The 24476-nt window shown below is 53.5% G+C and carries 18 protein-coding genes; 12 read left to right on the top strand and 6 right to left on the bottom strand.

Annotated elements, in window-relative coordinates; all coding sequences use genetic code 11:
• Nucleotides 1–6: 6 nt before the first annotated feature.
• Genes FH871_RS27720 through FH871_RS27710 form a run of 3 tightly spaced genes read right to left on the bottom strand, consistent with a single transcriptional unit; the run spans nt 7 to nt 3490 of the window.
• Nucleotides 7–897: a hypothetical protein gene (locus FH871_RS27720; protein ID WP_138994678.1), complete on the bottom strand. Its 891-nt coding sequence runs from the start codon at nt 895–897 to the stop codon at nt 7–9.
• A gap of 59 nt (nt 898–956) precedes the next feature.
• Nucleotides 957–2906: a M1 family metallopeptidase gene (locus tag FH871_RS27715; protein ID WP_138994677.1), complete on the bottom strand. Its 1950-nt coding sequence runs from the start codon at nt 2904–2906 to the stop codon at nt 957–959.
• A 47-nt stretch (nt 2907–2953) separates the two neighbouring features.
• Nucleotides 2954–3490, bottom strand: coding sequence for a DUF2911 domain-containing protein (locus tag FH871_RS27710; RefSeq protein WP_138994676.1), 537 nt, complete (start codon nt 3488–3490; stop codon nt 2954–2956).
• Nucleotides 3491–3645: 155 nt separating this feature from the next.
• Here FH871_RS27710 and FH871_RS27705 point away from each other — a divergent pair, with 155 nt between their 5' ends.
• The 7 genes from FH871_RS27705 (at nt 3646) to FH871_RS27675 (ending at nt 15383) form a co-directional block, all read left to right on the top strand.
• Complete coding sequence (locus FH871_RS27705) at nt 3646–4830, top strand: DUF4350 domain-containing protein (RefSeq protein ID WP_229317642.1); 1185 nt, start codon at nt 3646–3648, stop codon at nt 4828–4830.
• A 15-nt stretch (nt 4831–4845) separates the two neighbouring features.
• Nucleotides 4846–5820, top strand: a complete 975-nt coding sequence (locus FH871_RS27700; protein ID WP_138994675.1) for a MoxR family ATPase — start codon at nt 4846–4848, stop codon at nt 5818–5820.
• A complete protein-coding gene (locus FH871_RS27695) occupies nt 5817–7157 on the top strand; it encodes a DUF58 domain-containing protein (protein WP_138994674.1) in 1341 nt (446 codons plus the stop codon). Before FH871_RS27700 ends, FH871_RS27695 begins: the two co-directional genes overlap by 4 nt.
• Nucleotides 7158–7162: 5 nt before the next feature.
• A complete protein-coding gene (locus tag FH871_RS27690) occupies nt 7163–8623 on the top strand; it encodes a M20 family peptidase (RefSeq protein WP_138994673.1) in 1461 nt (486 codons plus the stop codon).
• A 302-nt stretch (nt 8624–8925) separates the two neighbouring features.
• Entirely contained in the window at nt 8926–11583 is a 2658-nt protein-coding gene (locus FH871_RS27685) for a T9SS type A sorting domain-containing protein (RefSeq protein WP_171062976.1), read from the top strand.
• A 25-nt stretch (nt 11584–11608) separates the two neighbouring features.
• Nucleotides 11609–14734, top strand: a complete 3126-nt coding sequence (locus FH871_RS27680; protein ID WP_138994671.1) for a sensor histidine kinase — start codon at nt 11609–11611, stop codon at nt 14732–14734.
• Nucleotides 14735–14738: 4 nt separating this feature from the next.
• Nucleotides 14739–15383, top strand: a complete 645-nt coding sequence (locus FH871_RS27675) for a response regulator transcription factor (RefSeq protein ID WP_138994670.1) — start codon at nt 14739–14741, stop codon at nt 15381–15383.
• 77 nt (nt 15384–15460) lie between these two features.
• On the opposite strand, the gene FH871_RS27670 is transcribed toward FH871_RS27675, so the two are convergent.
• Complete coding sequence (locus FH871_RS27670; RefSeq protein WP_138994669.1) at nt 15461–15871, bottom strand: DoxX family protein; 411 nt, start codon at nt 15869–15871, stop codon at nt 15461–15463.
• A gap of 84 nt (nt 15872–15955) precedes the next feature.
• On the opposite strand from FH871_RS27670, the gene FH871_RS27665 reads away from it, so the two are divergent.
• The gene (locus tag FH871_RS27665) at nt 15956–16312 is read left to right on the top strand and encodes a helix-turn-helix domain-containing protein (protein ID WP_138994668.1); all 357 of its coding nucleotides are present in this window, start codon (nt 15956–15958) and stop codon (nt 16310–16312) included.
• A gap of 109 nt (nt 16313–16421) precedes the next feature.
• Here FH871_RS27665 and FH871_RS27660 read toward each other — a convergent pair whose 3' ends face one another.
• The gene (locus tag FH871_RS27660) at nt 16422–18026 is read right to left on the bottom strand and encodes a serine hydrolase (RefSeq protein WP_138994667.1); all 1605 of its coding nucleotides are present in this window, start codon (nt 18024–18026) and stop codon (nt 16422–16424) included.
• Between the two features lie 102 nt (nt 18027–18128).
• Here FH871_RS27660 and FH871_RS27655 point away from each other — a divergent pair, with 102 nt between their 5' ends.
• Nucleotides 18129–19406 (top strand): sorbosone dehydrogenase family protein, encoded by a 1278-nt coding sequence (locus FH871_RS27655; protein ID WP_138994666.1) that lies wholly within the window; start codon nt 18129–18131, stop codon nt 19404–19406.
• A gap of 115 nt (nt 19407–19521) precedes the next feature.
• Here FH871_RS27655 and FH871_RS27650 read toward each other — a convergent pair whose 3' ends face one another.
• Nucleotides 19522–20532: an LLM class flavin-dependent oxidoreductase gene (locus tag FH871_RS27650; protein WP_138994664.1), complete on the bottom strand. Its 1011-nt coding sequence runs from the start codon at nt 20530–20532 to the stop codon at nt 19522–19524.
• Between the two features lie 293 nt (nt 20533–20825).
• Here FH871_RS27650 and FH871_RS27645 point away from each other — a divergent pair, with 293 nt between their 5' ends.
• The 3 genes from FH871_RS27645 (at nt 20826) to FH871_RS27635 (ending at nt 24469) form a co-directional block, all read left to right on the top strand.
• The gene (locus FH871_RS27645) at nt 20826–21926 is read left to right on the top strand and encodes an alpha/beta hydrolase (protein ID WP_138994662.1); all 1101 of its coding nucleotides are present in this window, start codon (nt 20826–20828) and stop codon (nt 21924–21926) included.
• A 183-nt stretch (nt 21927–22109) separates the two neighbouring features.
• Complete coding sequence (locus FH871_RS27640; protein WP_138994661.1) at nt 22110–22496, top strand: BlaI/MecI/CopY family transcriptional regulator; 387 nt, start codon at nt 22110–22112, stop codon at nt 22494–22496.
• Nucleotides 22493–24469, top strand: coding sequence for a M56 family metallopeptidase (locus FH871_RS27635; RefSeq protein WP_138994660.1), 1977 nt, complete (start codon nt 22493–22495; stop codon nt 24467–24469). The genes FH871_RS27640 and FH871_RS27635 overlap by 4 nt, the downstream gene beginning before the upstream one ends.
• The last annotated feature ends 7 nt before the right edge of the window (nt 24470–24476 follow it).

Here is a 24476-nt window from a genome sequence, read left to right as displayed (position 1 = left end):
GGTGGTTTAAATCGGTTGATACGGAGTCGGTTGCGCTTCGCGGTGGACGATCACCTGCAGGGCGGTTGCCAGGGTCCAAATTTTCAGCGCGACTCTTGAAAAAATGAAGAGTTGCTGAACAATGAACAGCAGGATAATCGGGAGCCAGCCGCTGGTAACAATCCAGGACTCGATCAGGAAGTAGATAGCAAAACAAACCGCTCCTATACTCATCAGGAGCAGATAATAACCAAAAATTGTTCGAAAATGGGCTAAAACAAACCACAATGCCTGACGGAACGCCAGAAATACCCGAGTGTCATCCTGACGGAACAGCAAAATTTTGGTATAATCTCCCAGGCAAAGCACCAGCAAAGCAAAGAAGGCAAATACAAAAAAACAGGCCATCAGGAGATAAATCATACTTTGCTCATTCAGCAGATTGCTCAGGCTGTAGGCCAGCAAGCCGGCGAAAAGCATACCGACAAAGGCCAACGCCAGCAGGATGCCGGCGATGCCGATAAATAGCCGAAAAAACCGCCCAAAACATTCAACGCAGGCCGATAGAAACCAGCTCAGCCGGAACGCTTGCCGGAGGTGTTCGGCCGAGGGTGCTACGTACAGCAGTATACCGCCCGAAAAAAACACACTCAGAATCAGATACAAGACGCCCAGCCAACTCCCGACAGCCAGCAACGGACCGATAGCCGATTCGCTGTTTTGCATGAAATCGCTGTAAACCGTATAATCGAAGCTATTCAGTAATTTCAAATACGCCAGGGAAGAACCGGCTTCATTTCGGAGCGTCGCATAGGCCGGAAGTAAGACCAGCAGACCCACTAGAAAATGAATAAAATACACCCACAAAACCATACGCCACGAACGAACGACGACGTGTAAGGCACTAAAAATCACCATTTCGGTTCAATAACAATAAATAAAAAGACTAGGGTCGCGTTCATTAGTCCGTGTTAAAATCAAACCAGCCACGCCAGCCACTGCATCCAGTTTTGCGCCCAGAACATCAGTTTTGCGGCATATTTAGCGGCCGGGCTGGCGGGTGGACGGGTCGTAAAGCTGTTGTTGTTCAGATTAATATCGATGTAGATCTTCTGATGCGGATCAACTTTCGCCCAGTCGGCGCGGGTCGTCTGCGTCAACGTAAAGGTGTGGGAGCGGGCCTTGCCGTCCCAGTGCAGAAGTTCTTCTTTTCCGTTCTCGAAATGCACCAAAACCTCTACCGGCAATTGCGCATCACCTTTTCGGTATACCGTAATGGCGGATCGGTACGAACTCCCCTGCTTCGTGCTGCGTACGGCGTGCAATTCGTAGTCACAAACCTGATTGCCGTAGAGCACCTGATTGAAAAACCAGCTCATATCCGGCCCGAACCGGTTGCCTAACCGTTTCTGAACGACCTCATTCACAATGGCGATGAAGTTGTTGGCATTGGGGTGTTTGAATTGCCACCGTTTAAAATACGTCCGCATGATTTCGTCCATCACCGGGCGGCCTACCAGCCCGTCGAGCGTCCGCATCCAGGTGGCGGGTTTGAAGTAGGTTAGTTCACCGTAATAGTCGTCGGGCAGTTGCCAGACATTGCCAAACGAGGGAGCAATCGTCGGATGGTCGAGGTGAACATAAGACGTGCGTGACAATTCCAGATTGCCCATCCGGTAGCCGAACAGATCAATCACCGACGATTTCGGGCCGTAGGTTTCGTCCATGATCCGGCCTTCGTAATACTGGTTGAACCCCTCGTCCATCCACGCTTCCTCAAATTCGTTGGTCGCCAGCAGTTGCATAAAGTACTGATGACCAAACTCATGGATGGTTACCTGCTCCGGTAGCCGCATTCCGGCGGGCATTCCCCAGCTTGTTCCGGCGGTAATGAAAGTGGGGTACTCCATGCCCGACGCACCCAGCGCCCACACGGGCGGGTCCACGATGGTGAGCGTGGCAAACGGATACCGCCCCAGGTGTTTATCGAAATAGGCCAGCGCGACTTTGGCCGCATCGATGTGCCGTTGCGCCTGGCTGGCGTGTTCGGGCTGCATCAGGGCGCGAATCGACACGTGCCGCCAGCGGTCGTCAAACACTTCAAAATCCGGGGAAGCCGTCCAGGCGAAATCAACCACATCTTCGGCGTACCAACGCTGGGTTTTGGTGCCATTCGGATTTCGTCGCTCACTTTTCAACTGACCAGTTGCACCAACGCGGAAGAATGCCGGTGTGGTCATGGCGACGTCGTAGACTCCAAAATCAGCGTAGAACTCCGAATGGGCGTGAAATTGATGGCAGTTCCATTGGCCCTGTGTGGCGTAGCGGGTTCCGGCCGGTTCATACACCCCGATCTTGGGAAACCACTGCCCGATCAGAAAAAAATCGCGGCTGTAGCCGGTTCGGGCAAAAATTTTAGGCAATTTGGCCCGAAACGCAATGTCGAGCGTGATGCTCTCGCCGGGCGCAACCGGTTTGCGGAGCGGTAGGCGAATTACGGTCCGGTCGTCCGGGTTCGCATCGTCGGGCTGGATAAACTGGTAGCTACCCGTCAGATTTTCGGCTTCGCCCGAGGCCCCGGCGCGGGTTTCAATCGACACAATATCGATCGATCCGAAGGCCTCCGGGTCATTTTTATCGATAAATTCACCCCGCAACTGTCCCCCCGATTCCCGCATGAAGGTGGATTGGAGGTTCCGGAAAGCGTTCAGATACAAATGAAACTGTAAGTCATGAACAAATTCGTTCGATGGGTTTTTCCAGACCAGCGTTTCTTTCCCTTCCAGCCGCTTCGTTGCCGTGTTGAGTTCGACCTGAATCTGGTAATTCGCAATTCGCGGACTGAGTGGCACCGCAGAAACGGTTTTCTGCGCGTACACACTCCGGCCAAACCAGAAAATACTGACGACGATTACAAAATAGTTCATGCCCCGTTTGAATCCGGTTTCAACGAATTGACCACACAACCCGCTCTCTATTGATTTTCGCGGAGCCGAATCGGCACAATGGCCTCGGTTTGATCCCAGGCCAGCAGCATGTCGCTTCCGCCCGCCTGGGGCGCGAAACTGATGTAGAACTGTTCGGCCACCGCATTCCGTTTCCGGGCCGCCACCGGCACCCGCAAAACATCTTTGGTCTGGTCGTAACTGGTTCCCCACTGCCCGGTTTCCCGGTTGAAAATGACCATCCAACTGCCTTCCGACGGGATGGTCCAGAGCGAATATTCGCCTTCATCCAGCGGTTGCCCGGCCACGGTAACGTTCTGATCGAGTGTAATAATCGTCGCTTCGTTTGCCCCCGTCCGCCATACTTCGCCATAGGGAACCAAACCACCGAAAATTTTGCGTCCTTTTTTATACGGCTGGCAATATTCCACTTTTACCTGAACGCCATTCTGGTCACTGGTCGCAACCGCTTCCGGGCTGGACGACTTGGTAAACGACCGCAGGCCAAAAAAACCGATGAGTACTAAAACTGCAAGGCCGCCGACGATCCATAAGACTTTTTTCATAAAACAGGAATTTTGTTTAGCTAGCAGGAAAGTTATGAAAATTTGTTTGGTTGCGGGTTTCTAACTTATTATAACTTGCAGATAAACCGGCATGTCATTTGTGCGGATGTCCACGCGAACCGCTTGTCAAGTGGCAGGAAATAAACCCATACCGTTTGAAACCGAACAAATACCTTCTTTTTCTGATGACAACCATCGTTGCGTACGGGCTGTTCGAATTTTATCGCCCGAAACCCATCGACTGGAACCCCACCTACACGAACAAGGACAAAATTCCGTTCGGCACCCGGGTGTTGTTCGACCTGTTGCCGGACATGATGAACCAGCAACCCGTAAAAAGCCTGCGCCTACCGGTTTACAACCACCTCTCAGATAGTACCTTACCCGCCCGTAGCAACTATGTCTTCATTTGTCATACGTTGAAACTGACCGGTTTTGATCGAAAAAAGCTGTTGGAGTATGCCAGCCGGGGCAATACGGTTTTTATTTCGGCCTACGAATTTCCGGATTCCCTGGCGATGCGGCTCGGTTTTCGCGCCGATCTGAAAACGCCCACCTTGCGCGATACGACCTTAGGCATGAATTTCACCAATCCGGGGCTGAAAAACCGGGGCGATTACCACTTCCGGCACGACGATGGGCGGAATTTTCTGGTCACCACCAAAGCCACTCAAACGACGGTTTTGGGCCGAAATGCCCGAAACGAGCCTATTTTCCTTAAGATTCAATATGGTAAAGGTGCTTTTTTTATCCACAACCTGCCGCTGGCGTTTACTAATTTCTACCTCCTCGATCCGTCTACGGACGATTATGCCTACAAAGCCTTGTCGTATCTGCCCGCCCAGCCGACCTTCTGGGATGAATACCAGAAACTGGGGCGTTTCGATGAAGACGAGCAGTCGCTGCTGCGGTATATTCTGACGCAGCCGCCGTTGACCTGGGCCTATTACCTCACGGTCGTGGGCTTGCTGCTGTACGTTATTTTTGCGGGAAAACGAACCCAGCGCGTCATTCCGCTGGTCGAACCGTTGAAGAATACCTCGCTGGCGTTTGTGCAGAACGTGGGCCGTTTGTATTTCCAGCGCGCCGACCACGGGAATCTGGCCCAGAAGAAGATTCAGTATTTTCTGGCGTATGTTCGGGAACAGTTTGGATTGAATACTGCTTTTCCTGACGAAGAATTCAAGCTGGCTCTGGCGCGGAAAAGTGGCGTTTCGGAGCCGGATGTTCAGGCACTGTTCCGTCAAATTGCTTTTTCGCAACAGCAGATCATGAGTGAATATGATTTGATTCGATTGAATGAGTTGATAGAAAATTTTTATATACAGGCAAAAGCGTAACTGCGAATTCACACCATGTCTCCCTACGAAAACCGCTTGGATTTAACCGAACTCAAAACCGCCGTCGATGCCATCCGGGCCGAAATCGGCAAGGTCATCGTCGGGCAACACCAAACCATCGATCTGCTCCTGACGGCCTTGCTCGCCGACGGCCACGTGCTGATCGAAGGCGTTCCGGGTGTAGCCAAAACGCTGATTGCCAAACTACTGGCCAAAACCATTTCGGTCGATTTCAGCCGGATTCAGTTTACGCCTGACCTGATGCCGTCCGACGTTTTGGGAACGTCCATTTTCAACCCCAAAACCACGGATTTTGAATACCGCCGGGGTCCGATTTTCTCCAACATCGTGCTGATCGACGAAATCAACCGCGCCCCGGCCAAAACGCAGGCGGCTTTGTTTGAGGTGATGGAAGAGCGGCAGGCTACCAACGACGGCATCACGTATCTGCTGGCCGACCCATTTCTGGTGCTGGCGACGCAAAACCCCGTCGAGCAGGAAGGGACCTACCGGCTGCCCGAAGCCCAGCTCGACCGGTTTCTGTTCAAAGTCGTCGTCGGCTATCCCAACGTGCTGGAAGAAGTGAACATCCTGAAAGGCCACCACGAACGCCGGAATCTGGCCGACGCGGTTGAAGCGGTTCAGGCGTCGCTGACGGCGGATCAGTTGCAGGCGTTGCGGTCTCAGGTTCACCGCGTTCACATCGAAGATAAATTGTTCGAATACATTGCTCAGATCGTTCAAAGTACGCGCACGCACAAATCACTGTTTCTGGGTGCCTCGCCCCGGGCTTCGGTGGCGCTTCTGAACAGTTCCAAAGCCCTCGCCACACTCCGGGGCCGCGACTTCGTCACGCCCGAAGACGTGCAGGAACTGGCCGCGCCGGTGTTGCGTCACCGCGTGTTGCTTACCCCCGAACGCGAAATGGAAGGCGGTACGGCGGATGAAGTGATTGGTCAGGTGGTGCAGAAGATTGAGGTGCCGCGATGACCATTTTCCGCGCGCTCTACGTTTCAATTCGCGTCTGGCTGTTGCTGATCGCGTTCGTATTGCTGTTCATTCTGGCGTACGTTTTTCCAGTGCTATTCCCATTTGTCAAACTGCTGCTGGCAGTTTTGGTGGCCCTGTGTCTGCTGGACGGCATCCTGCTGTTTCGAAACCCAACCCAACGGGCGGCTTTTTTTGCCCGACGCGAACTCCCCGACCGGCTCTCGAACGGCGACGAAAACCCGGTGACCATTTACCTCGAAAACCGCTATTCCTTTCCGGCAAAGGTCGAAATCATCGACGAAATCCCGTTCCAGTTTCAGAAACGGGATGTGCTGTTTACGGCCACGCTGAAGCCCAACGAAACCAAAGCGCTGCGCTACGAACTGCGGCCAACCAAACGGGGAGAATATCATTTCGGCGCGGTGAACGTCTACGCAATGACGCCCCTGCGGCTGCTGAAACGGCGCTACCAGTTTTCGCAGGACAAGATGGTGGCGGTTTTTCCATCGTTCCTCCAAATGCGGCAGTATGAATTGCTGGCCATCTCGAACCGGTTAAGCGAAGTAGGCATCAAGAAAGTCCGGCGCATCGGACACAGCATGGAATTTGAACAGGTACGGGCCTACAACCGGGGCGACGACGTCCGGACGATCAACTGGAAAGCCACCGCCCGCCGGAGCGACCTGATGGTGAACGCCTTCTGGGACGAAAAATCGCAGGCCATTTATTGCCTCATCGACAAGGGCCGCGTCATGAAATCGCCGTTTGAAGGACTCAGTTTGCTGGATTATGCCATCAACGCGACGCTCGTTCTGAGCAACATCGCCCTGCTCAAACAGGACCGCGCCGGGCTGCTGACGTTCTCGGAACAGATCGGACAACTGGTACCCGCCGAGCGACGGCCGGGCCACATGCAGAAGATCCTGGAAGTGTTATACCGGCAGAAAACCCGGTTTCTGGAGTCGGATTACGAAGCCTTGTACACCAACCTTCGCCGACACATCCGCCAGCGGAGTTTATTGCTGTTATTCACTAATTTTGAGACGGTTAACGCCCTGCGTCGGCAACTGCCGTATCTGCGCCGGATGGCCAAAGACCACCTGCTGATCGTCGTTTTCTTTGAAAATACCGAATTGAAAACGTTATTGGACCGCCCGGCCAATTCGACGGAAGAAATCTACCAGAAAACCATTGCCGAGAAGTTTTATTACGAAAAGAAACTCATTGTCAAAGAATTACAACAATACGGTATTCAGGCCATTCTGACCGCTCCGCAGAACCTGACCGCCGACACCGTCAACAAATACCTGGAACTGAAAGCCCGGGGCATGATTTAGAAAAAATGAAACGACTCCGCTGGCTCCTGATTGGATTGGCTGTCCTGCTGCTTGTTCTGCTGGTCAACACCCTCCGCTTTTCTTCGAAGCAACTGAGCGATGTTCCACCCGCAGCAGCCGTTGCGGTGGGCGATTCGGCCGTGAACCGGCTGGTGGCTGCGTTGCGGCTGCGGACGGTTTCTTATTCCGATGCGTCGCTGACGGATACCACGCAGTTTGAACAATTCCTCGGCCTGCTCCAGCAATCGTTCCCGCGAATCCATAGCCAGCTCAAACGGGAGACGTTTAACCAGTACGGGTTACTCTACGAATGGAAAGGCCGTAATCCGGCGCTAAAACCGGTGTTGCTGACGGGGCATTACGACGTCGTTCCGGTGATTCAGGGCACCCAGAAAATGTGGAAACGACCACCGTTCGACGGGTTGTTGGAAGGCGGTTTTCTGTATGGCCGGGGCACACTGGACGACAAAAGCAGCGTCATGGCGCAACTCGAAGCCGTGGAAGGACTGCTCGCTACCGGTTTTCAGCCCGAACGGACGATCATGCTGGCCTACGGACAGGACGAAGAAGTTACCGGTTTTCGGGGCGCCCAAACCATGGCTGCCGAACTGGAACGGCGCAAAATCACGCTGGAATACGTGCTGGACGAAGGTGGTGTGATTAAAACCGACGGTATTCCGGGCCTGCCCAAACCGGTCGCGCTCATCGGAATCGGTGAAAAAGGTTATGCCAGCATCGAATTGACGACCGTCAGCAAGGGCGGACATTCGTCGATGCCGCCGAAACAGACCAGCATCGGGCTGGTGGCCGAAGCGGTGAGCAAACTGGAAAAGAACCCGTTTCCGGCGCGGCTGGACGCGGGACTGGATCAGATGTTTACGTATATCGGTCCCGAAATGCCGTTTGGACAACGGATCGTGTTTGCCAACCAGTGGTTGTTTGCGCCCCTCATCACCCGCATCATGGCGCAGTCGAATTCTGGCAATGCGACGCTTCGGACCACTACCGCGCCCACCATTTTTCAGGCGGGTGTGAAAGACAACGTGCTGCCGATTGAAGCCACGGCGACGATTAACTTCCGGATTCTGCCCGGCGAAACCGTGGAAACCGTTGCCGAACGCGTAAAGGAAGTCATTGATGATGAGCGGATTCAGGTCAATGTGCTGAAAAAATTCATCAGCCAGCCTTCACCGGTTTCGGATCCGAATGCGCTCGGTTTCGAACGGATTCACCGCACCATCAAGGGGGTTTTTCCCGAAACCATCGTCACGCCGTATCTAACGCTGGGCGGCACGGATTCCCGGTTTTACGCCCGGGTTTGTCCGCAAATCTACCGGTTTTCGCCCACGCCCATGAACGACGAAGACACCCAGCGGGTTCACGGCACCAACGAACGGATCAGCCTGAAAGACTACCGGAACATGATCCGGTTCTACGCCACGCTGATCAGGAACAGCCAGAATTGATCGCCGGTTTACGGTTTTTAGTTTACGATTACTGGTATTTTGTTACCATTTTATAGATAGATAGGATTATTTGTAACTTTATCAGGTAATCAGCCAAACCCTTTCCTGAAAACCGGAATCCTGTCTGTATGGAAACTCTACCAGCGAATCCCCATAGGGTATCTCATTCAGCCAGAAGCAGGGGTTTTAAAGGCTTTTTCTTCGGCCTTTGTCTTCTGTTGCTTGTCCCCTCTCTCCTTTTTGCGCAATCCTTTTCGGTTCGACCCGATCAGCACGGTTTGTATCAGATTCATAAAGAAGCAATGTCTTCTTCCTCAGCCGCCCGAAAGGCGCAGAATGGGGTGATGTCGGTGACGGCTGATTCACGACGGCCTTCCAATACGGTGATGGTTTCAATACTATTTGATGCAGACGTCAATCTGGCTAGTTCCACCTGGTTTACCTTGTCGATCAAAACATCGACTGACTTTCGAGCACCTGCCAACATACTTTTTATTTCCAATACGGCTCTCGACAAGACCACCCGAACGCTACAGGTACCGGTAGGCGGATTGAAAGAAAATACCGACTATTATTTCGCCCTCACCCACTGGACCGGATGCGATGGAAATGAGATTGCCCAGGGACATTACAAAACCGGGCCTGCCCCGAAACGCCCTAAAAAAGTCCTGCTGGTGCTGGATAAGGCGTATCAAAACGATGCGCAGATCGAACAGGCGCTGGCGGTTTACAAAGCCGATGCCCTCCGCGCCGATCCAGGCCTTATTTTTGAACCGTATTATCTCTCCATTGACGCTGCTGAGAAAGGCAAACTCTATGAGCAGATCAAGAGCCGGTATTTCGATTCAGCGGCTCCGCTCCATTATTTATTTTTCATTGGCCGAAATGCCAGTACCTATGTTCGGTCTTACCAGATTGACCCCAAAACTAATCAGGAGGTGCCGGGTGGTGTTACGCACGTTTCCAGCATCAGTGTATATGCCAGGATTCTAACGCAGGATTATCCGTTTGATGCGAAAGAGAACGTTTTTATAAACCGAAGATACCCTTGCCAACTCATTGGAGAAGAGGGCATTCCCAACGATATTGCTTCTACCTATTTCCAGTCTACCACCCTCGATGTTTCCTACGGTGCCATCGTGCCCACCCGCGAAGAAGGCGCGAAAGAATACATCTTGCGGTATTTTGAAAAACTGCATCAATTTAAAACCGGCAAACTCAAATTTGACAAAAAAGTCCTGCTGGCCGACACCTTTCGACATGACGGTAGCTATCCCCAAAAAATAGAGGAGCTGACCGGGCGTTGGAAAAATAATGACACCATCAACGTTGCCCAAAAATACGGCGCCGAATACCACGGTCCCGATGAAAGCTGGCGTCAGGATTATCTTAAAAAACTAAGCACCAACTCATTCGAGATTGTCTACTACATGGGCCACGGTACCCCTTTGTTGCATTATTTCGGAATTGGAACCAACGACATTCGTAATCTTGAAAAACTGAATACGTTGTTGTTCGATTTTAACTCCTGTTCAGTCGGTGCGGTGGATGCACAGGATTATCTCGCCGGTACCTATCTGAGTAAAGGCAATACGCTGTTTGTCAAAGCCTATTCGGTACCCATTGGCATTTTTTCTTACGATAATGAATCCCCACTGCTGGAAAGCTTTAAAGAAAAACAACCCTTTCATTCATTCGCCAAGGGCGCTTATGTCAGCGATGCCTACCGCTATGGCTTTCATTCTGACATCAGCCAGTATCTTTTGGGCGACCCGCTCCTCTTGCTCGATCCGCCCTGTACGAATGCCGAACCGCTGGTGATTTCAGCAGCCGGTTCGCTGTCACTGTGTCCCGGCGATACGGTTTCGCTCAGTGTTCCCGAGACCTTCACCGACTTCCGCTGGTTCCGCAACGGGCAGGAAATCACTACGCCCAAAAGCCGAAAACTGGTGGTGAGTCAGGGCGGCAGTTACACCGCAAAAGCCAACCAATGCGGACAGGAGGTGAGCAGTGAAGCCATGACCATCACGGAAAAACCGGGGCCTGAAACGCCGGTGTTAACGGTCGAAACCTTCCCGGATCGCTACCGGCTGCGCGTAACGCCCGCAGGGGCTTTTACCGGTGGTTTCAGTTGGTTCATCAATGGCGAACGCTGGCAGGAAACCACGCAGGACACGGCCCGGCCCCTTTTGCTGGCCGACTATTCTGTTCGCGTCGTCAAAAACGGGTGTTCAGCGGTGTCAAAACCAGTTTCAATCCGCATCGAACAAGCGGTTTTGACAGTAACGGGCAGCAACCCGGCCTGCGAAGGCGACAGCATCGTGGTGAAAGCCCCCGAAAATTTTAGTTCCTATACCTGGTTGACGAAGGACGGCGCATCCGTGGTGACCACCAGCAACAGCCGGGTTTACAGGCAGAATGCAACGGTGGCCGTTCTACCCAAACGCGGAAATCTGGAAGGCCCCGTTTCGGCCTATGCCACACTGACCTTTAACCCAAAACCGCCTAAACCGACCATCACGTTGGAAAATGCCGGATTCCGGTCGAGCAGCCCGGTTAATAACCAGTGGTTTCGGGACGGAAATCCGTTACCCGATTCGACCCGGCAGCTTTTGCGCAATCCGGGGGCCGGAACCTACCGTGTTCGGGTGACGGATAAGGGATGCTACAACGACTCGGACCCGATGATCATCACAGCCGTGGAGCCGATGCCGGGAACCTTGAAGGTGTACCCAAATCCCGGCAACGGGACGTTCTGGGTGGAGTGGCCCGATGCGTTCCGGTCGGGAGAGCTGGAGGTGGTGGATAACCTGGGCCGCAAAGTCTACAGCCGTTCCTACGCCAGCAGACCGGTGGGGCCAGTGCCGGTCAGGCTGAAAACCGCTCCGGGTCTGTACCTGTTGCGGCTTTCGACTGCCGGACAAGTTCATACGGTCAAGGTAGTGATTGAAACCGATTGATGGAGCTAGCCCCAAAACCGCTGCCATGACCCGTCTGTGGTGTATCGCCCTCCTGTTCATTTGCTCGTTGAGCGTCTGGAGCCACGCCCAGACGGCCCGCCAGCTCCGCTTCGAACACCTGGGCATCAACCAGGGGCTGGCCAATAATGTGGTGTATGCCCTGCTTCAGGACCGCCAGGGGTATATGTGGTTTGCGACCGACAATGGACTCAGCAAATACGACGGCTACACGTTTACCACCTACAAAAAGATTCCCGGAGATACCACCTCCCTCGCGGGCAATTCCGTGATTCAGTTGATGGAAGACCGGGATGGCGTCCTCTGGCTCGGCCTGATGGGGCAGGGAATTTGTAAATTTGATAAACAGACTGAAACCTTTACCTGCTACGGCCCTACTCCCCAAACCCTTCATCATGGAACGATAAACACCCTTGCGGAAGATCGGGAGGGCAATCTGTGGGTAGCGAACGGCACGCCCGAACTCCGGAAGTTCGACAAAAAAACCGGTACCTATTCCCGCTTCAATTATGCGACCTTGCTGGCCGAAAAGTCTTCCACCGGGAAAATCCCGGAAGTCAACACGATATACCGCGACAAAACCGGAACGCTGTGGGTAGGTAGTCAACAGGGGTTGCACCGGATGAGTCGCAACCCGGCCGGAGCCGGAAAAACCGCTTCCGTTAGCTTTACAACCTACCGGCACGACCCGGCCAATTCCCGCAGCCTGAGCCACGATGAGGTGCGGGAACTGTATGAAGACCATGCGGGTATGTTGTGGATCAGCACCGAAAACGGGCTGAACCGGTTTGACCGGAAAAGCGGGACGTTCAGGCATTACCCGTACACATCAGATCCATCGCTGGCCATCAATGCCACCATCAACCGAAAGTTCAGGCACTTTGCCGAAGATCAGCAGGGGAATCTTTGGATTGGCACCAACACGCAGGGTTTGTTTCAGCTCAATTCCGAACGCACGCACTTCACGCAGGTGCAGCACGACCCGGAAAATCCAGCGAGCCTGCGTGGGCCTTTCGTGAACGCCCTCCTGGTGGATCGATCCGGTTTGTTGTGGGTCAGCATTTGGGGGGAGGGCGTTGACCGGGCTCATCCCCGCCAGCAGCCGTTCCAGCATTACCGACCGCTTCCCGCTCCGGTTTCATCCCTGAGCAATAAGTACGTCGATGCCATTCTGGAAGACCGCTCCGGCATCGTCTGGCTGGCCACCGGGGCCGGGTTAGACCGGCTGGACCAACGAACGGGCCGCTTTAAGACGTACCAATTCGCCCCCAACCAGCCAAAGGGGCAGCCGAATCGCCATGTGAATGCCCTGCTTGAAGACCGCGACGGCAACCTGTGGGTGGGTAGCCAGGGCGACCTGGCGCTGTTCAACCGGCAAACGGAAACGTTCATTCCGTTTACGCAGGACACCCTCCGCTATCCGGGCCTCGGTGGCAATGGCGCGATCTTCACCCTTTACGAAGACCACCAGGGTCTGCTTTGGCTGGGCACCAACAACGGGATCAAAAGCTTCGACCGAAAAACGGGCCACGTAACCCACTATGCGTATAATCCAAAAAACGCGATGGGAATCAGCGATGCCTGGGCGCTTTCGATCCGCGAAGACAAGCGGGGAAACCTCTGGATTGGGACGGGGAGCGTGGCGCTCAATCGGCTGGATCGGAAAACCGGGCAGTTTACCCACTACCGCCCGGATCGTCGCAAACCGGGCAGCCTGCCATCGGATGCCGTTCCCAGCATCTTTCAGGATTCGAAAGGGAACCTCTGGCTGGGGACCGCCGGGGGAGGACTGTGCCGATTTGAGTATGAAACGGCAACATTTCAGGTCTTTACGCAGGCCGACGGGCTGGCCGATCATTCCATTTTTTCCATTCAGGAAGACAATCAGGGGCAGTTGTGGTTGGGAACCTCCAAGGGCCTCTCCCGGTTTTCGTTTGCCAACAAGACGTTTATCAATTATGATGTCAGTGATGGTTTACCCGGCGACGGGTTCAAAAAGGCCCATGGCAAGGGAAAAACCGGTGTGCTGTACTTCGGTGGTGAGAATGGATTCGTTGCGTTCGATCCCCGACAGCTAACGACCAACCGCCATGTTCCGCCGGTGGTGATTACGCAGGCCAAATTGTTCGACAAACCCATCCCCGGTCAAATAGAAGCCCGAACCCTGCACCTGAACTACGATGAAAACTTTTTCTCCTTTGAATTCGCGGCCCTGAATTATGTAAATCCTTCCAAAAATCAATACGCCTACCAACTGGCAGGCCTGGAAAAAGACTGGGTGTATAGTGGCTCGCGACGGTATGTGAGCTATACCAACCTGGATCCCGGAACGTACACTTTCCGGGTCAAGGGATCGAACAACGATGGCGTCTGGAACGAAAAAGGAACGTCGATCCGGGTCATCATTCATCCCCCGTGGTGGCAAACAACCGGGTTTCGGCTGGTGTCCATCCTGAGCCTGCTCCTGCTGGCCGGTACTGCCGTCCGACTTTACACGCAGATGAAACTGAGTCGGCAACGACACGAGATGAAACAGGTCTTGCAGGCGCAGGAGGGCGAACGACAACGGCTGGCTGCCGATTTGCACGACGACCTGGGATCGACGCTGGCCGCCATTAAGGTGCAACTCGAAATCGTTCACGAACCCGACGATGCCCTGTTGCAGCCGATCAGGCTGATGGAAAAAGCGATTCGCGACCTTCGGCACATTTCCCACAACCTGATGCCCCCGGAGTTTGCCCGTCTCGGCCTGACCGAAGCCCTGCACGAAACCGTAAACCGGGTCGAAGCCAATTCCGGGATTTACTTTCTGTTCATCTCGTTTGGCCCGGAACGCCGACTCGACAACGAAATGGAGCTGACCATTTACCGGATTGCGGTTGAACTCATTCAGAATGCCATCCGGCACGCCCGGGCAAAGCAGATAACCGTTCAGTTGCTTTTTTACCCACAACAGGTATCTTTATTGGTCGAAGACGACGGTCGGGGGTATTCGGCAACCGGGCACAACAAACCCGCCGGAATCGGGCTGCGCAATATCCGCTCCCGGGTCACGTATCTGAAGTCGAAATTACTGGTCGATTCCGGTGAACGCGGAACAACCATCATTCTGGAGGTGCCTATTGATTCGTAAATGCATGGCTTCTGCTGTTAAACCGATCACCATTCTGATTGCCGACGACCATCAAGTGTTTAACGATGGCTTACGCAGCCTGCTCCGGTCGGTTGGCTCGCGCTATCAGGTGGTCGATCAGGTCTATACCGGAGCGGGCATCCTGCCGGCCATTCAGAACGTACACCCTGATCTGGTTCTGCTGGACATCAACCTGCCCAACCGAATTGGGCTGAATAGGGCCCGCGAGGTCGTTCAGGCGTTTCCGCAGGTCCGGGTCATCATCATTTCGATGTACAGTTACCAGACGTTTGTCGATGAACTGAAAGGCATCGGTGTGGCCGGTTATCTCCTGAAAAGTGCTTCCCAGCAGGAACTGTTCACCTGCCTGCAAAACGTCGTCGACGGTATTCCGTACTTCGACCCGAAATCGGGCAGCAAGGCCGGAACGCTACACCCCGAAGATGATCTTCTGCAACGGTTTAAACTATCGCCCCGCGAGCTTGAAATTATTACGCTTCTGAAACAGGGATTCGACACGCCTGAAATCGCCAAACGGCTTTTCCTGTTGACCGAAACCGTTAAGATCCACCGCAAGAATATCTATTACAAGCTGGCAGTCAACAACCTGGCCGAATTGATCCAGTTTGCCGATGAACAGGGTTTGTGAGTGTTGATAAATTTTCCTTGAAAGCCGCGTTCGGCGAATGTGTAAAAAGCGGGCCTAGAAACCAAAAAGGGTTGGTCTTACGTCCGTGGGTTGATCGATGCTTTCATACCACGTCCCCAGAAAACGAAAAGAACGAAAGCCAGCATGACAAAGTTGAATGGCGTGTTGGCAGCCTCTCCACGGGAAAAATGAAAGACAATGGCACTCACCTGGAGCGCAGCGCAACCCAATGCAGCCCATACCGTCAACCCGGGCCTGATACCGGTAAATGCAGGCAAAATGAGGCCAATGCCGCCAGCTAGATCGAAAACACCCGTTACACGAAGCAGATCCGGGTATTCTCCCGCCCAGGGCCACATCCCGGCGATTGTAGAAACGGGCGTAACCAGCTTGAAAATTCCCGTGCCGATGAAGAGAAGGGCAAGCAGTGCCTGAGTAATCCACAGGATACTGTGGAGAGTTTTTGATTTTTTTGGCGGACTGGTCATAAGGCTTAACGTGAAGTTGGTTCGTTAGGCAAAGGTGACTACTTTTGCTTTCAAAAAGTAAGCAGTTACCTTAACGTAAGCGGTATGATTTTAACGGAAGGCAAAACGAAGCACATTGAATGTCTGGAGCAGATGCTCCCGATCCGGGATGCGCTGGATGTTATTAGCGGCAAATGGAAGATGTTGATTTTGACGTCCATCATGCATGGCAACCGGCGGTTTAAGGAAATAGAGACGAGCATTCCCAAAATCAATCCCAAGGTGCTTTCCAAAGAATTGAAAGACATGGAAGAGCACCAGTTAATCAAACGCGTTGTCCATGACGAGTATCCGGTTTTAATCGAATACATCGCTACGGATTATTCTCGCACGCTGAAAAGTGTAATGATGGAACTGCATGCCTGGGGTGTCAATCACCGGAAGAAAATCCTCGGACAATGATTAAAATGAAAGAGGCCGCCCCTTTTGAGACAGCCTCTGCAGACTTTCAACGCAACCGCCGGTTACGCCAGTGAGGCAGATCATACTAAACACCTGAGTTCCATCCCGCTTATTTCCCTTGCGAAACCGCCCCCATCAGCTTTCCTTCCAGCACCGGGCGCGGGTCTTTGGTATTTGACAAAACCGCCAGGCTTTTCTGGAATTCAAGCCGCAGATCGTCGCCCGAAAACCGGCAGGTTACGTTCTCATAATGGGCCGTTTCGATAAACCGCCACGTCATCGTGAAGGTATTTTCGTCGCTCCAGGCACCACTCCCGGCCAGTTTCGTTTTGGTCTCCTTCGGCACTGCCGTCGGAACAAGTTTCAGCGGAACAGTCGACAAATTGGATTCTCCTTCTTTCCAGTTCCCCAAACCACAAACCACCCGGTGTTCGCCCTGGTCGTCGTGCAGCGTACAGACGCAGGAACCGTTCTGAAAAGCCAGCGAAACCCGTTTGATGTTCAACGAATTGTCGGCCATCTGATACGGTTTTCCCGTCACCCGCGCCACCGTCGGCGAAGTGGCTTGTCCGGTTGGCAGCGGCAACGCCAGCGTGGCTAATTTCTGCTTCAGCGGAACCGCCGGTTTGGCCGCGATGGCCTCCGGCTGAATGCCGGGCAGAATGTGCTTCCAGACCTGATCCAGAATGCCCTGCATGTCACTCGTTTCGCTCGTAATGGCAATCACCGTGTCCTTTTCAGGCATCACAATGCAATATTGGCCGTAGGCACCATCCCCCCGGTACGCGCCGTTGCGGCACCGCCAGAACTGATAACCGTAGCCTTGCAGCCAGTCGTTTTCTTCCTTCGGGCGCGAGCCGCCTTTCGATTGAATCTGGAATTTGGTAGCGTCTTCGATCCAGGCTTCGGGCAAAATCCGCTTGCCGTTCCAGAGGCCTTTTTTCAGGTATAGCTGACCGAACTTCGCAATATCCTCGGTACGCACGCGAAGCCCCCAGCCGCCGGTCGCGATGCCTTTCGGGTCGGTTTCCCAATCGGCTCCTTCGATGCCCAGCGGATCGAAAAGCCGGGGTTTCAGATAAGCCAGCAACGGCTGACCCGTCACTTTCTGAATAATCGCCGACAGCATATAGGTAGCCCCGCTGTTGTAGACGAAAAACGTACCGGGTTCGTGCTCGACCGGCTGCGCCAGAAAGGCTTTCACCCAGTTCTTGTCCGGGTCGGCCCGAAGAGAACCCGTCGAATCCTTGTCATGGCCCGTTGCCATCGTCAGCAAGTCCTTCACCCGCATGGCCGCCAGATTGGCGCTGACCGTAGCCGGAACTTCATTTGGAAAAAACGAAACCACCTTGTCGTCGACCGTCAACCGCTTTTCGGCCACCGCCAGGCCAATGGCCGACGACGTAAAGCTCTTGCTGAGGGAATACAGCGTGTGCTTGAGATCGGGAGCATACGGCGCCCACCAGCCTTCCGCCACCACCTGACCATGTCGCACCACCATCAGACTGTGCAGATTGAGTTTCCCCGCTTCAACGGCATTGACAAAATCCAGCAAACCCGCCGACGACACGCCCTGTGCTTCGGGCAGGCTGCGGGGTAGCCGGAACGAACGCAGCGGAGCCGCCCGGAGCGTCGTCGGCAGGGAGCCGATCAGACCCAGGCCCGCAACGCCCAGACCCAGTTGATGGAGGAAAATTCGACGATTTAAGGTCATGTTTTTAGGAATAGTATGATTTTATCCAGTGATTTTGCCAAAATACACAGAAATTGGCAATCTTTAGACTCACGGTTCCCCATTTAACGACTAAACCCTTTCATGAAAAGAACATTTATCCGGACCATCTGTCTGGTTAGCGCACTGGCAGGCTTTCATCCGGTCTGGGCCACCGGCGACACGCCCGCTTCTTCAACCCCAAAAAGCAAAACCGTGGAACCATCGGCGATCAAACTCCCTGCCGGTTTTTCGGCTTCCATCCTGACCACGGATCTGGGCGCGGCCCGGCACATGGCCGTCAGCAAAAACGGCGACATCTACGTCAAATTGGGAAAACTGAAAGATGGTAAAGGCATTTACCGGCTTCGGGATACCAACAAAGACGGCGTGATCGACGAACAAACCGGTTTTGGCGATTATCCCGGCACGGGCATTTTTATCAAGGACGATTATCTGTACGCATCGTCCAACAGTGGCGTTTATCGGTATCAGTTGAATGAAAAAGGCGAGGTGATGCAGCCGGACCAGCCGGAAAAAATTGTGGAAGGTCTGCGGCTGAAAGAACGCGATCAGTCCAAATCGATTGCGGTCGATAACCAGTCGATGATTTATGTCAACGTGGCGTCGGACAATGATGCCTGCCGCCAGGCCGGAACCGGCAAAGGGCTGATGCCGTGTCCGTTGCTGGATTCGGCCGCTGGCATCTGGCAGTTCAAAACCAACCGGCTCAACCAGTCGTACAGCGATGGCGTCCGGTTTGCGACGGGTTTGAAAAACACCGTCGGCCTGGACTGGAACACCAAAACGAACTCGTTGTTCGTCGTACAGCACGGGCGCGGCAAGTTCCATGATTTCTATCCGGAATATTATACGCCCAAACACAGCGCGGAATTACCGGCCGAAACCATGTACGAAGTAAAAAAAGGATCGGATGGCGGCTGGCCGTATGTGTATTATGACCACATTCAGAAGAAGAAAATTCTGGCGCCCGAATACGGCGGGGACGGTAAAAAAACCGGTGGCGAAAAAGCCATGAACCCCGTGGTGGCCTTCCCGGCGCATTTGGCCCCGAACGGTTTGCTGTTTTACACCGGCACGATGTTTCCCGAAAAGTACCGCAATGGCGCTTTTGTCGCCTTCCACAGCCAGTCGGCGGAACTGCAAAAAGGCTATTTAGTCGCGTTTGTGCCGTTTAAAAACGGCAAACCGTCGGGAGCCTGGGAAATTTTTGCCGACAATTTTGCCGGTATCGACTTAGCCAAACCAACCGGCCCCGTCCAACACCGCCCGTGCGGCTTGGCGCAAGGGCCTGACGGCTCGCTGTACGTTTCCGACGATCTGGGCGGAACAATTTTCCGGATTGCGTACAAGAAAAAATAGGTTTACGGTTCCTTTTTCACTTCGTTATTCGATATTTCGTATTCATTATTCGGTATTGAGTGTACAAAATCATGTAACATCGAATATTGAATAACGAAGTGAGGAAACCGCTTGATCAAGCGACTACACCCTTCAACTCAAACACCTCCGCCAGCAGCCGATACGACTCCAGGCGCTCTTCAAGTTCGGAACCCACGTTGACCAGCATCAGTTCATCGACTTCGTATTGATCGGCATACCTCAGCAGTTGTTTTTTCACTTCCTCCGCATTGCCCATAATCATCCGCTGCCGGTTGTGCTGAATGCGCGCTTCCTCGCCCGGCGAATACGTGACGGTTTTCAGATCATTATAGTCGAACGGATCTACTTTGCCCCGGGTTTCGTATTGCAAAAACCGGTAGTCGATCATGGCCTGCTGCCGGTGTACGGTTTCGGGGTCGTTGGAACAGAAGACGAAAAACGCGACGTTGGTCTGCGGTTCTTCCAGGTTCTCGGAAGGCTGAAACCGCGCACGATATTGCTGCATGGCTTCCGGCCCGCCGTGGGGGTTGATGAAATGGGCGAACGAAAATCCCATGCCAAAATGAGCCGCCAGCAAACCGCTGTGACCGCTGGAACTTAACATCCACTGCTCCGGCACCGACGGCGGAATCGGCATCGCCCGCACCTTGGCCTGAACGCTGCCCGGCGCGTACCGATCATTTAAATAATTCTGTAAATCAAACAGTTGCTGCACCAGATCCTGCTCACTGAAGGTGTTGGTCGGGTTCAGAATGCTGGCCGTAACCCGATCACCGCCCGGTGCGCGGCCCATGCCAAGATCGATGCGGCCGGGGAAAAGTGTTTCCAGCATCCGAAAATTCTCGGCTATTTTCAGCGCGCTGTAATGCGGGATCATCACCCCGCCTGATCCTACACGGATCGTTTGGGTCTGTCCGGCAAGGTGAGCAATCAGGATTTCCGGCGTTGTGCCCGCCAGCGAGGTCACATTGTGGTGTTCGGAAACCCAAAACCGGGTGTAACCCAGTTCTTCCGTTAGTTGGGCGAGTGCCACGGTTTCCAGCAAAGCTTCCCGCGCGTTGCTCCCTTTGCGAATGGGCGACTGATCTAAAACACTTAACTTCATTTCTACTTTGGGTTATGCGTAACCCCGTTTCCCTGGAGGGGACTTGGACGCGGCATCTTCCAGCTGCTAAAAGTCCGGCAGCGGCCGACCATCCTCTGGGGATTTAGGGGCAAAAAATAAGTTCTATTGTTCTAGAACAACAAACAAACAAAAAAAGGTGCCATTCTTCTCATAAACCTTGGCGATTCGGAAGGTAACTAAATCCAGGGCCATGTTTCGAGGAAACGGTCTTGCTTTTTCGAATGCATTCTGGTAAATCGACTGGCTATTCCTCTATTCCTTCCTAAACGATCATGAAATCCATCCTGTTGTTTGCCTTTTTCGGACTTACACTGAACGCTTTAGCGCAATCGTCCTCGCAGGCCCGCGTCGATACGGGAACCATTGGCGGTGCCCGCTACCGGATCGACTTTCCTGCCAACTGGGGCCAGACCGGTTCGCCCAAACGCCTGTTGATGTACGCGCACGGCTATGAAACGATCGGCAACAAACGGGGCAACCTGAGTGGCGGATGGATGGCCCCTTTCCTGAAGAAAGGCTTTGCCGTGGCCCAGTCGGCCTACCGGCGGCAGGGCTGGGCCGTTTCGGAAGGCGTGGACGATACGGAAGCCCTGCGGCAGTATTTCGTCAAAAAATACGGACAGCCCGACAGTACGTTTGTTACCGGCCATTCGATGGGTGGCATGATCACCCTGGCGACCATCGAGAAATTCCCGCAGCATTACCAGGGTGCCCTGCCCTTTTGCCCCATCTCCGGCCATTTGTACCAATCGTTGCAGAGACACCTTTTTGCGGTTCTGGTTACCTTCGACGGCCTTTTCCCCAATACGCTGGCATTGGAAAAGCTGGCAACAGGAACCGGCGTTCCCACAGCACCGGATGCGATCCGGCAAAAACTACAGGCCGACTCACTGACTGGCCAGCAATTCGCCCGCCGGTTTTCCATCAAATACAAAGACCTGCCGGGCGTCCTCTCGTTTTTTCAGGAAATCTACCGCGACATCAGTCAGCAGGCCGGTGGCAATCCGTTCGACAATACGAACCTGTTGTATAGCGGTTTTCCGGACGACGCACTCGTCAACCGCCAAGCCACCCGGCTGACGGCCCAACCCAAAGCCCGAACGTTCCTGGGGCCTTACACGACGTTTAGCGGCAAAATCAGCGATCCGGTTTTGCTGGTTCACACGACCTACGACGAGTTGATTCCGCCCGAAGAAGCCACGGCCTACGACGCCATTGCCCGGCAAGCGGGTAACGACCGGCTTTTTGTCATGAAATTCACCGACGGACAGGGCCACTGCCGGTTTACTCCCAGTCAGACCGAAGCGGTTTTCGATCAACTGCGAAACTGGGCGAAGGCGGGGCAAAAACCCCTGGCGGGGGAAGTGAAGTAGGTTTATCCTCGATAAAATTAAAGAGTATCAGCCCCCGGTTTTAGCCGGGGGATGTTTTTCCACGCTTTGTTCCCCAAATAACCCAACAAAACCTTTTTTTCAAACAAAAAACTAACACATTAGTTGTAAAACTAAATCATTAGTCATACATTTGGTTTAAGATCGTAAACAACCTGATGTCGTATGCAAGTTCGCGAATTGACCAATGCCGAGGAAGAAATCATGAAGGTGTTGTGGAAACTGGAAAAAGGGTTTGTCAAGGATGTTCTGGCCGAACTCCCGGAGTCGCTCCCGACCCGGGCCAAACCAGCCTACAACACCGTCTCGACCATCATCCGCATTCTCGAAAAAAAGGGACTGGTGGGCTACCGGGCCTACGGCAAAACGCACGAATACTATCCGCTGATCACGGAAGAGGAGTACAAACGCTTTGAAATGGAGCAGCTCATGTCCGGTTATTTCGACAATTCGCTGAAAAAGCTGGTGTCGTTTTTCGTCAAAGACCGCAACCTGAGCCTAAAAGAAGCCAACGAAATTATTGACCTTCTAAACCGCCAAAAAGAATCATGAACGCGGCCCTCGAATACCTGCTGAAAGCCAATCTGTTTCTGGTATTGTTTTACGCCTGTTACTGGATGTGGCTCCGAAAACATACGTTTTTCCGGCTCAACCGGGCCTACCTGATCGTCTCGGTGCTGCTCTCGCTCACCCTGCCACTGGTGGAATTACCCGCCGACGCGGCCGAAACCATCCCCGTCCCGGTAGTCGCGTTTTCGCTGCCGGTCGTTATCCAAACGGCGGAACAGCCGACCGGGCCGGATTGGGAAACCATCGCTTACTGGGTATACGGACTGGTCGCCGGGGGGCTGTTTCTGCGGTTGCTGGTGCAGCTAACGGGTGTGGGGCGGCTGATCAGACGCTCGGAACGGCACGATCTGGACGAATACACGCTGGTGCTGCCCGCCGATGAGCGCGTTCCAACGTTCTCGTTCTTCCGGTATCTGGTGCTGTGCCGCCGGGATGCACAAACGGCCAACACACCGATTGTCGCCCACGAACTGGTTCACATCCGTCAGGGACACAGTTTTGACGTGCTGCTACTGGAAGTGGTCCAGCTTTTCTTCTGGATGAACCCGGTTCTGATTCTATACAAACAGGCCATTCAGCAAGTCCACGAGTTTCTGGCCGACGCCCAGGCGGAAGACAAACACGAATACGCCACTTTTCTGATCAGCTATGCGTTTGGCGTACAGCCCAATACGTTGACCAACGGTTTTTTCAATCCTTCGCTGCTCAAAGAACGCATTAAAATGCTGCAACGCCGGGCCACCAGCCACTGGGCGTTGGGAAAATACATGCTGGTGTTGCCGCTCCTGCTGGGGTTACTGGCAATGACGGCCGCCCGCGAGCAACTTACGGAACTGGTGACCCCGGTTTCGGATGAAAAAGGAACGGTTTCAGGAAAAGTTATCGATAACGATGGACAGCCGCTGCCGGGTGCGACGCTCATCGTCCGCAACACGACGAGTGGTGCACAAACCGACATGCAGGGCCGCTACGAGTTGAAGAATGTTCCGTCGGATGCCAAAATTGTGGCCAGTTTCGTCGGCTATGTATCGCAGGAGAAGGACGTAGACGGCAAAAAGACCCTTGATTTTAAGCTGGTTCCTAAAGTCGATTCGCTGGATCGCATTGTGGTTGTCGGTTATGCCTTACCCCCCAAATCCACAAATACCACAACCATAACGGCACCTCCGGCGACGAACAACGCGAAAGACGGCGTTTTTACAACGGTTGAACAAATGCCGGAATTTCCGGGCGGGAACAGAGCGCTGGGCCAGTATTTGGCCGAAAACCTGCGGTACCCGCCGGATGCTCAACGAAACAATACGGACGGGACGGTTTTTGTTCAATTCACCATTGGCAAGAACGGAGCCATTTATGGGATTCGCGTGAAGAAAGGGGTTGGAGACGGATGCGACGAAGAAGCCGTACGCATCATAGGTAAAATGCCGTCCTGGAAACCAGGCCTGCAAAACGGCCGACCCGTTGCGGTTCAATACATTTTGCCCATTCAATTCATGCTGGAAGGCAAAGAAGACAAGCGAAGCGGTCAAGTGATAGACAGCAAACCCAATGCTCCGAATGTCATCCTCAGGGGTTCGGTCGTTTCCGACCCGGATAAAAAACCGCTGTTTATCGTTGACGGTGAAAAACTGGCAAAAACCGAAAGCCTTAACTCTTCTCTTAAACAGAATGATATCCAGTCCATTAATGTCCTGAAAGGAGAATCGGCTACCACCCTGTATGGCGATGAAGGTAAAAATGGGGTAATTCAGGTGAAAACCAAACAAAAAGCGATGAGTGACAACATTCAGCAGGTCACCCAACCGGGCTTCGGGAATCAGCCCATCGACTTTATGCTGGACGACAAAACCATTACGCGGGAGGAATTCCAGAAGCTGAACCCCAGGAATCTGAAAAGTGTCGAGGTTGATCATACCAAATCCACTTACACCATCAAGGCCATTACCAAAAACTAAACCCGTT

Source organism: Larkinella sp. C7, from assembly GCF_006149005.1.
Classification (GTDB): Bacteria; Bacteroidota; Bacteroidia; order Cytophagales; family Spirosomataceae; genus Larkinella.
Note: the sequence above shows the minus strand (reverse complement) of the source record. Positions and strands in the feature narration are given on the sequence as shown.

Excerpts from the sequence above, each read along its gene's own strand:
- FH871_RS27720 (WP_138994678.1), bottom strand. The coding sequence starts at position 897 with ATGGTGATTTTTAGTGCCTTACACGTCGTCGTTCGTTCGTGGCGTATG.
- FH871_RS27645 (WP_138994662.1), top strand. The coding sequence starts at position 20,826 with ATGAAATCCATCCTGTTGTTTGCCTTTTTCGGACTTACACTGAACGCT.
- FH871_RS27660 (WP_138994667.1), bottom strand. The coding sequence starts at position 18,026 with ATGACCTTAAATCGTCGAATTTTCCTCCATCAACTGGGTCTGGGCGTT.
- FH871_RS27655 (WP_138994666.1), top strand. The coding sequence starts at position 18,129 with ATGAAAAGAACATTTATCCGGACCATCTGTCTGGTTAGCGCACTGGCA.
- FH871_RS27635 (WP_138994660.1), top strand. The coding sequence starts at position 22,493 with ATGAACGCGGCCCTCGAATACCTGCTGAAAGCCAATCTGTTTCTGGTA.
- FH871_RS27650 (WP_138994664.1), bottom strand. The coding sequence starts at position 20,532 with ATGAAGTTAAGTGTTTTAGATCAGTCGCCCATTCGCAAAGGGAGCAAC.
- FH871_RS27640 (WP_138994661.1), top strand. The coding sequence starts at position 22,110 with ATGCAAGTTCGCGAATTGACCAATGCCGAGGAAGAAATCATGAAGGTG.
- FH871_RS27695 (WP_138994674.1), top strand. The coding sequence starts at position 5,817 with ATGACCATTTTCCGCGCGCTCTACGTTTCAATTCGCGTCTGGCTGTTG.
- FH871_RS27715 (WP_138994677.1), bottom strand. The coding sequence starts at position 2,906 with ATGAACTATTTTGTAATCGTCGTCAGTATTTTCTGGTTTGGCCGGAGT.
- FH871_RS27690 (WP_138994673.1), top strand. The coding sequence starts at position 7,163 with ATGAAACGACTCCGCTGGCTCCTGATTGGATTGGCTGTCCTGCTGCTT.
- FH871_RS27710 (WP_138994676.1), bottom strand. The coding sequence starts at position 3,490 with ATGAAAAAAGTCTTATGGATCGTCGGCGGCCTTGCAGTTTTAGTACTC.
- FH871_RS27665 (WP_138994668.1), top strand. The coding sequence starts at position 15,956 with ATGATTTTAACGGAAGGCAAAACGAAGCACATTGAATGTCTGGAGCAG.
- FH871_RS27700 (WP_138994675.1), top strand. The coding sequence starts at position 4,846 with ATGTCTCCCTACGAAAACCGCTTGGATTTAACCGAACTCAAAACCGCC.
- FH871_RS27680 (WP_138994671.1), top strand. The coding sequence starts at position 11,609 with ATGACCCGTCTGTGGTGTATCGCCCTCCTGTTCATTTGCTCGTTGAGC.
- FH871_RS27685 (WP_171062976.1), top strand. The coding sequence starts at position 8,926 with ATGTCTTCTTCCTCAGCCGCCCGAAAGGCGCAGAATGGGGTGATGTCG.
- FH871_RS27670 (WP_138994669.1), bottom strand. The coding sequence starts at position 15,871 with ATGACCAGTCCGCCAAAAAAATCAAAAACTCTCCACAGTATCCTGTGG.
- FH871_RS27675 (WP_138994670.1), top strand. The coding sequence starts at position 14,739 with ATGGCTTCTGCTGTTAAACCGATCACCATTCTGATTGCCGACGACCAT.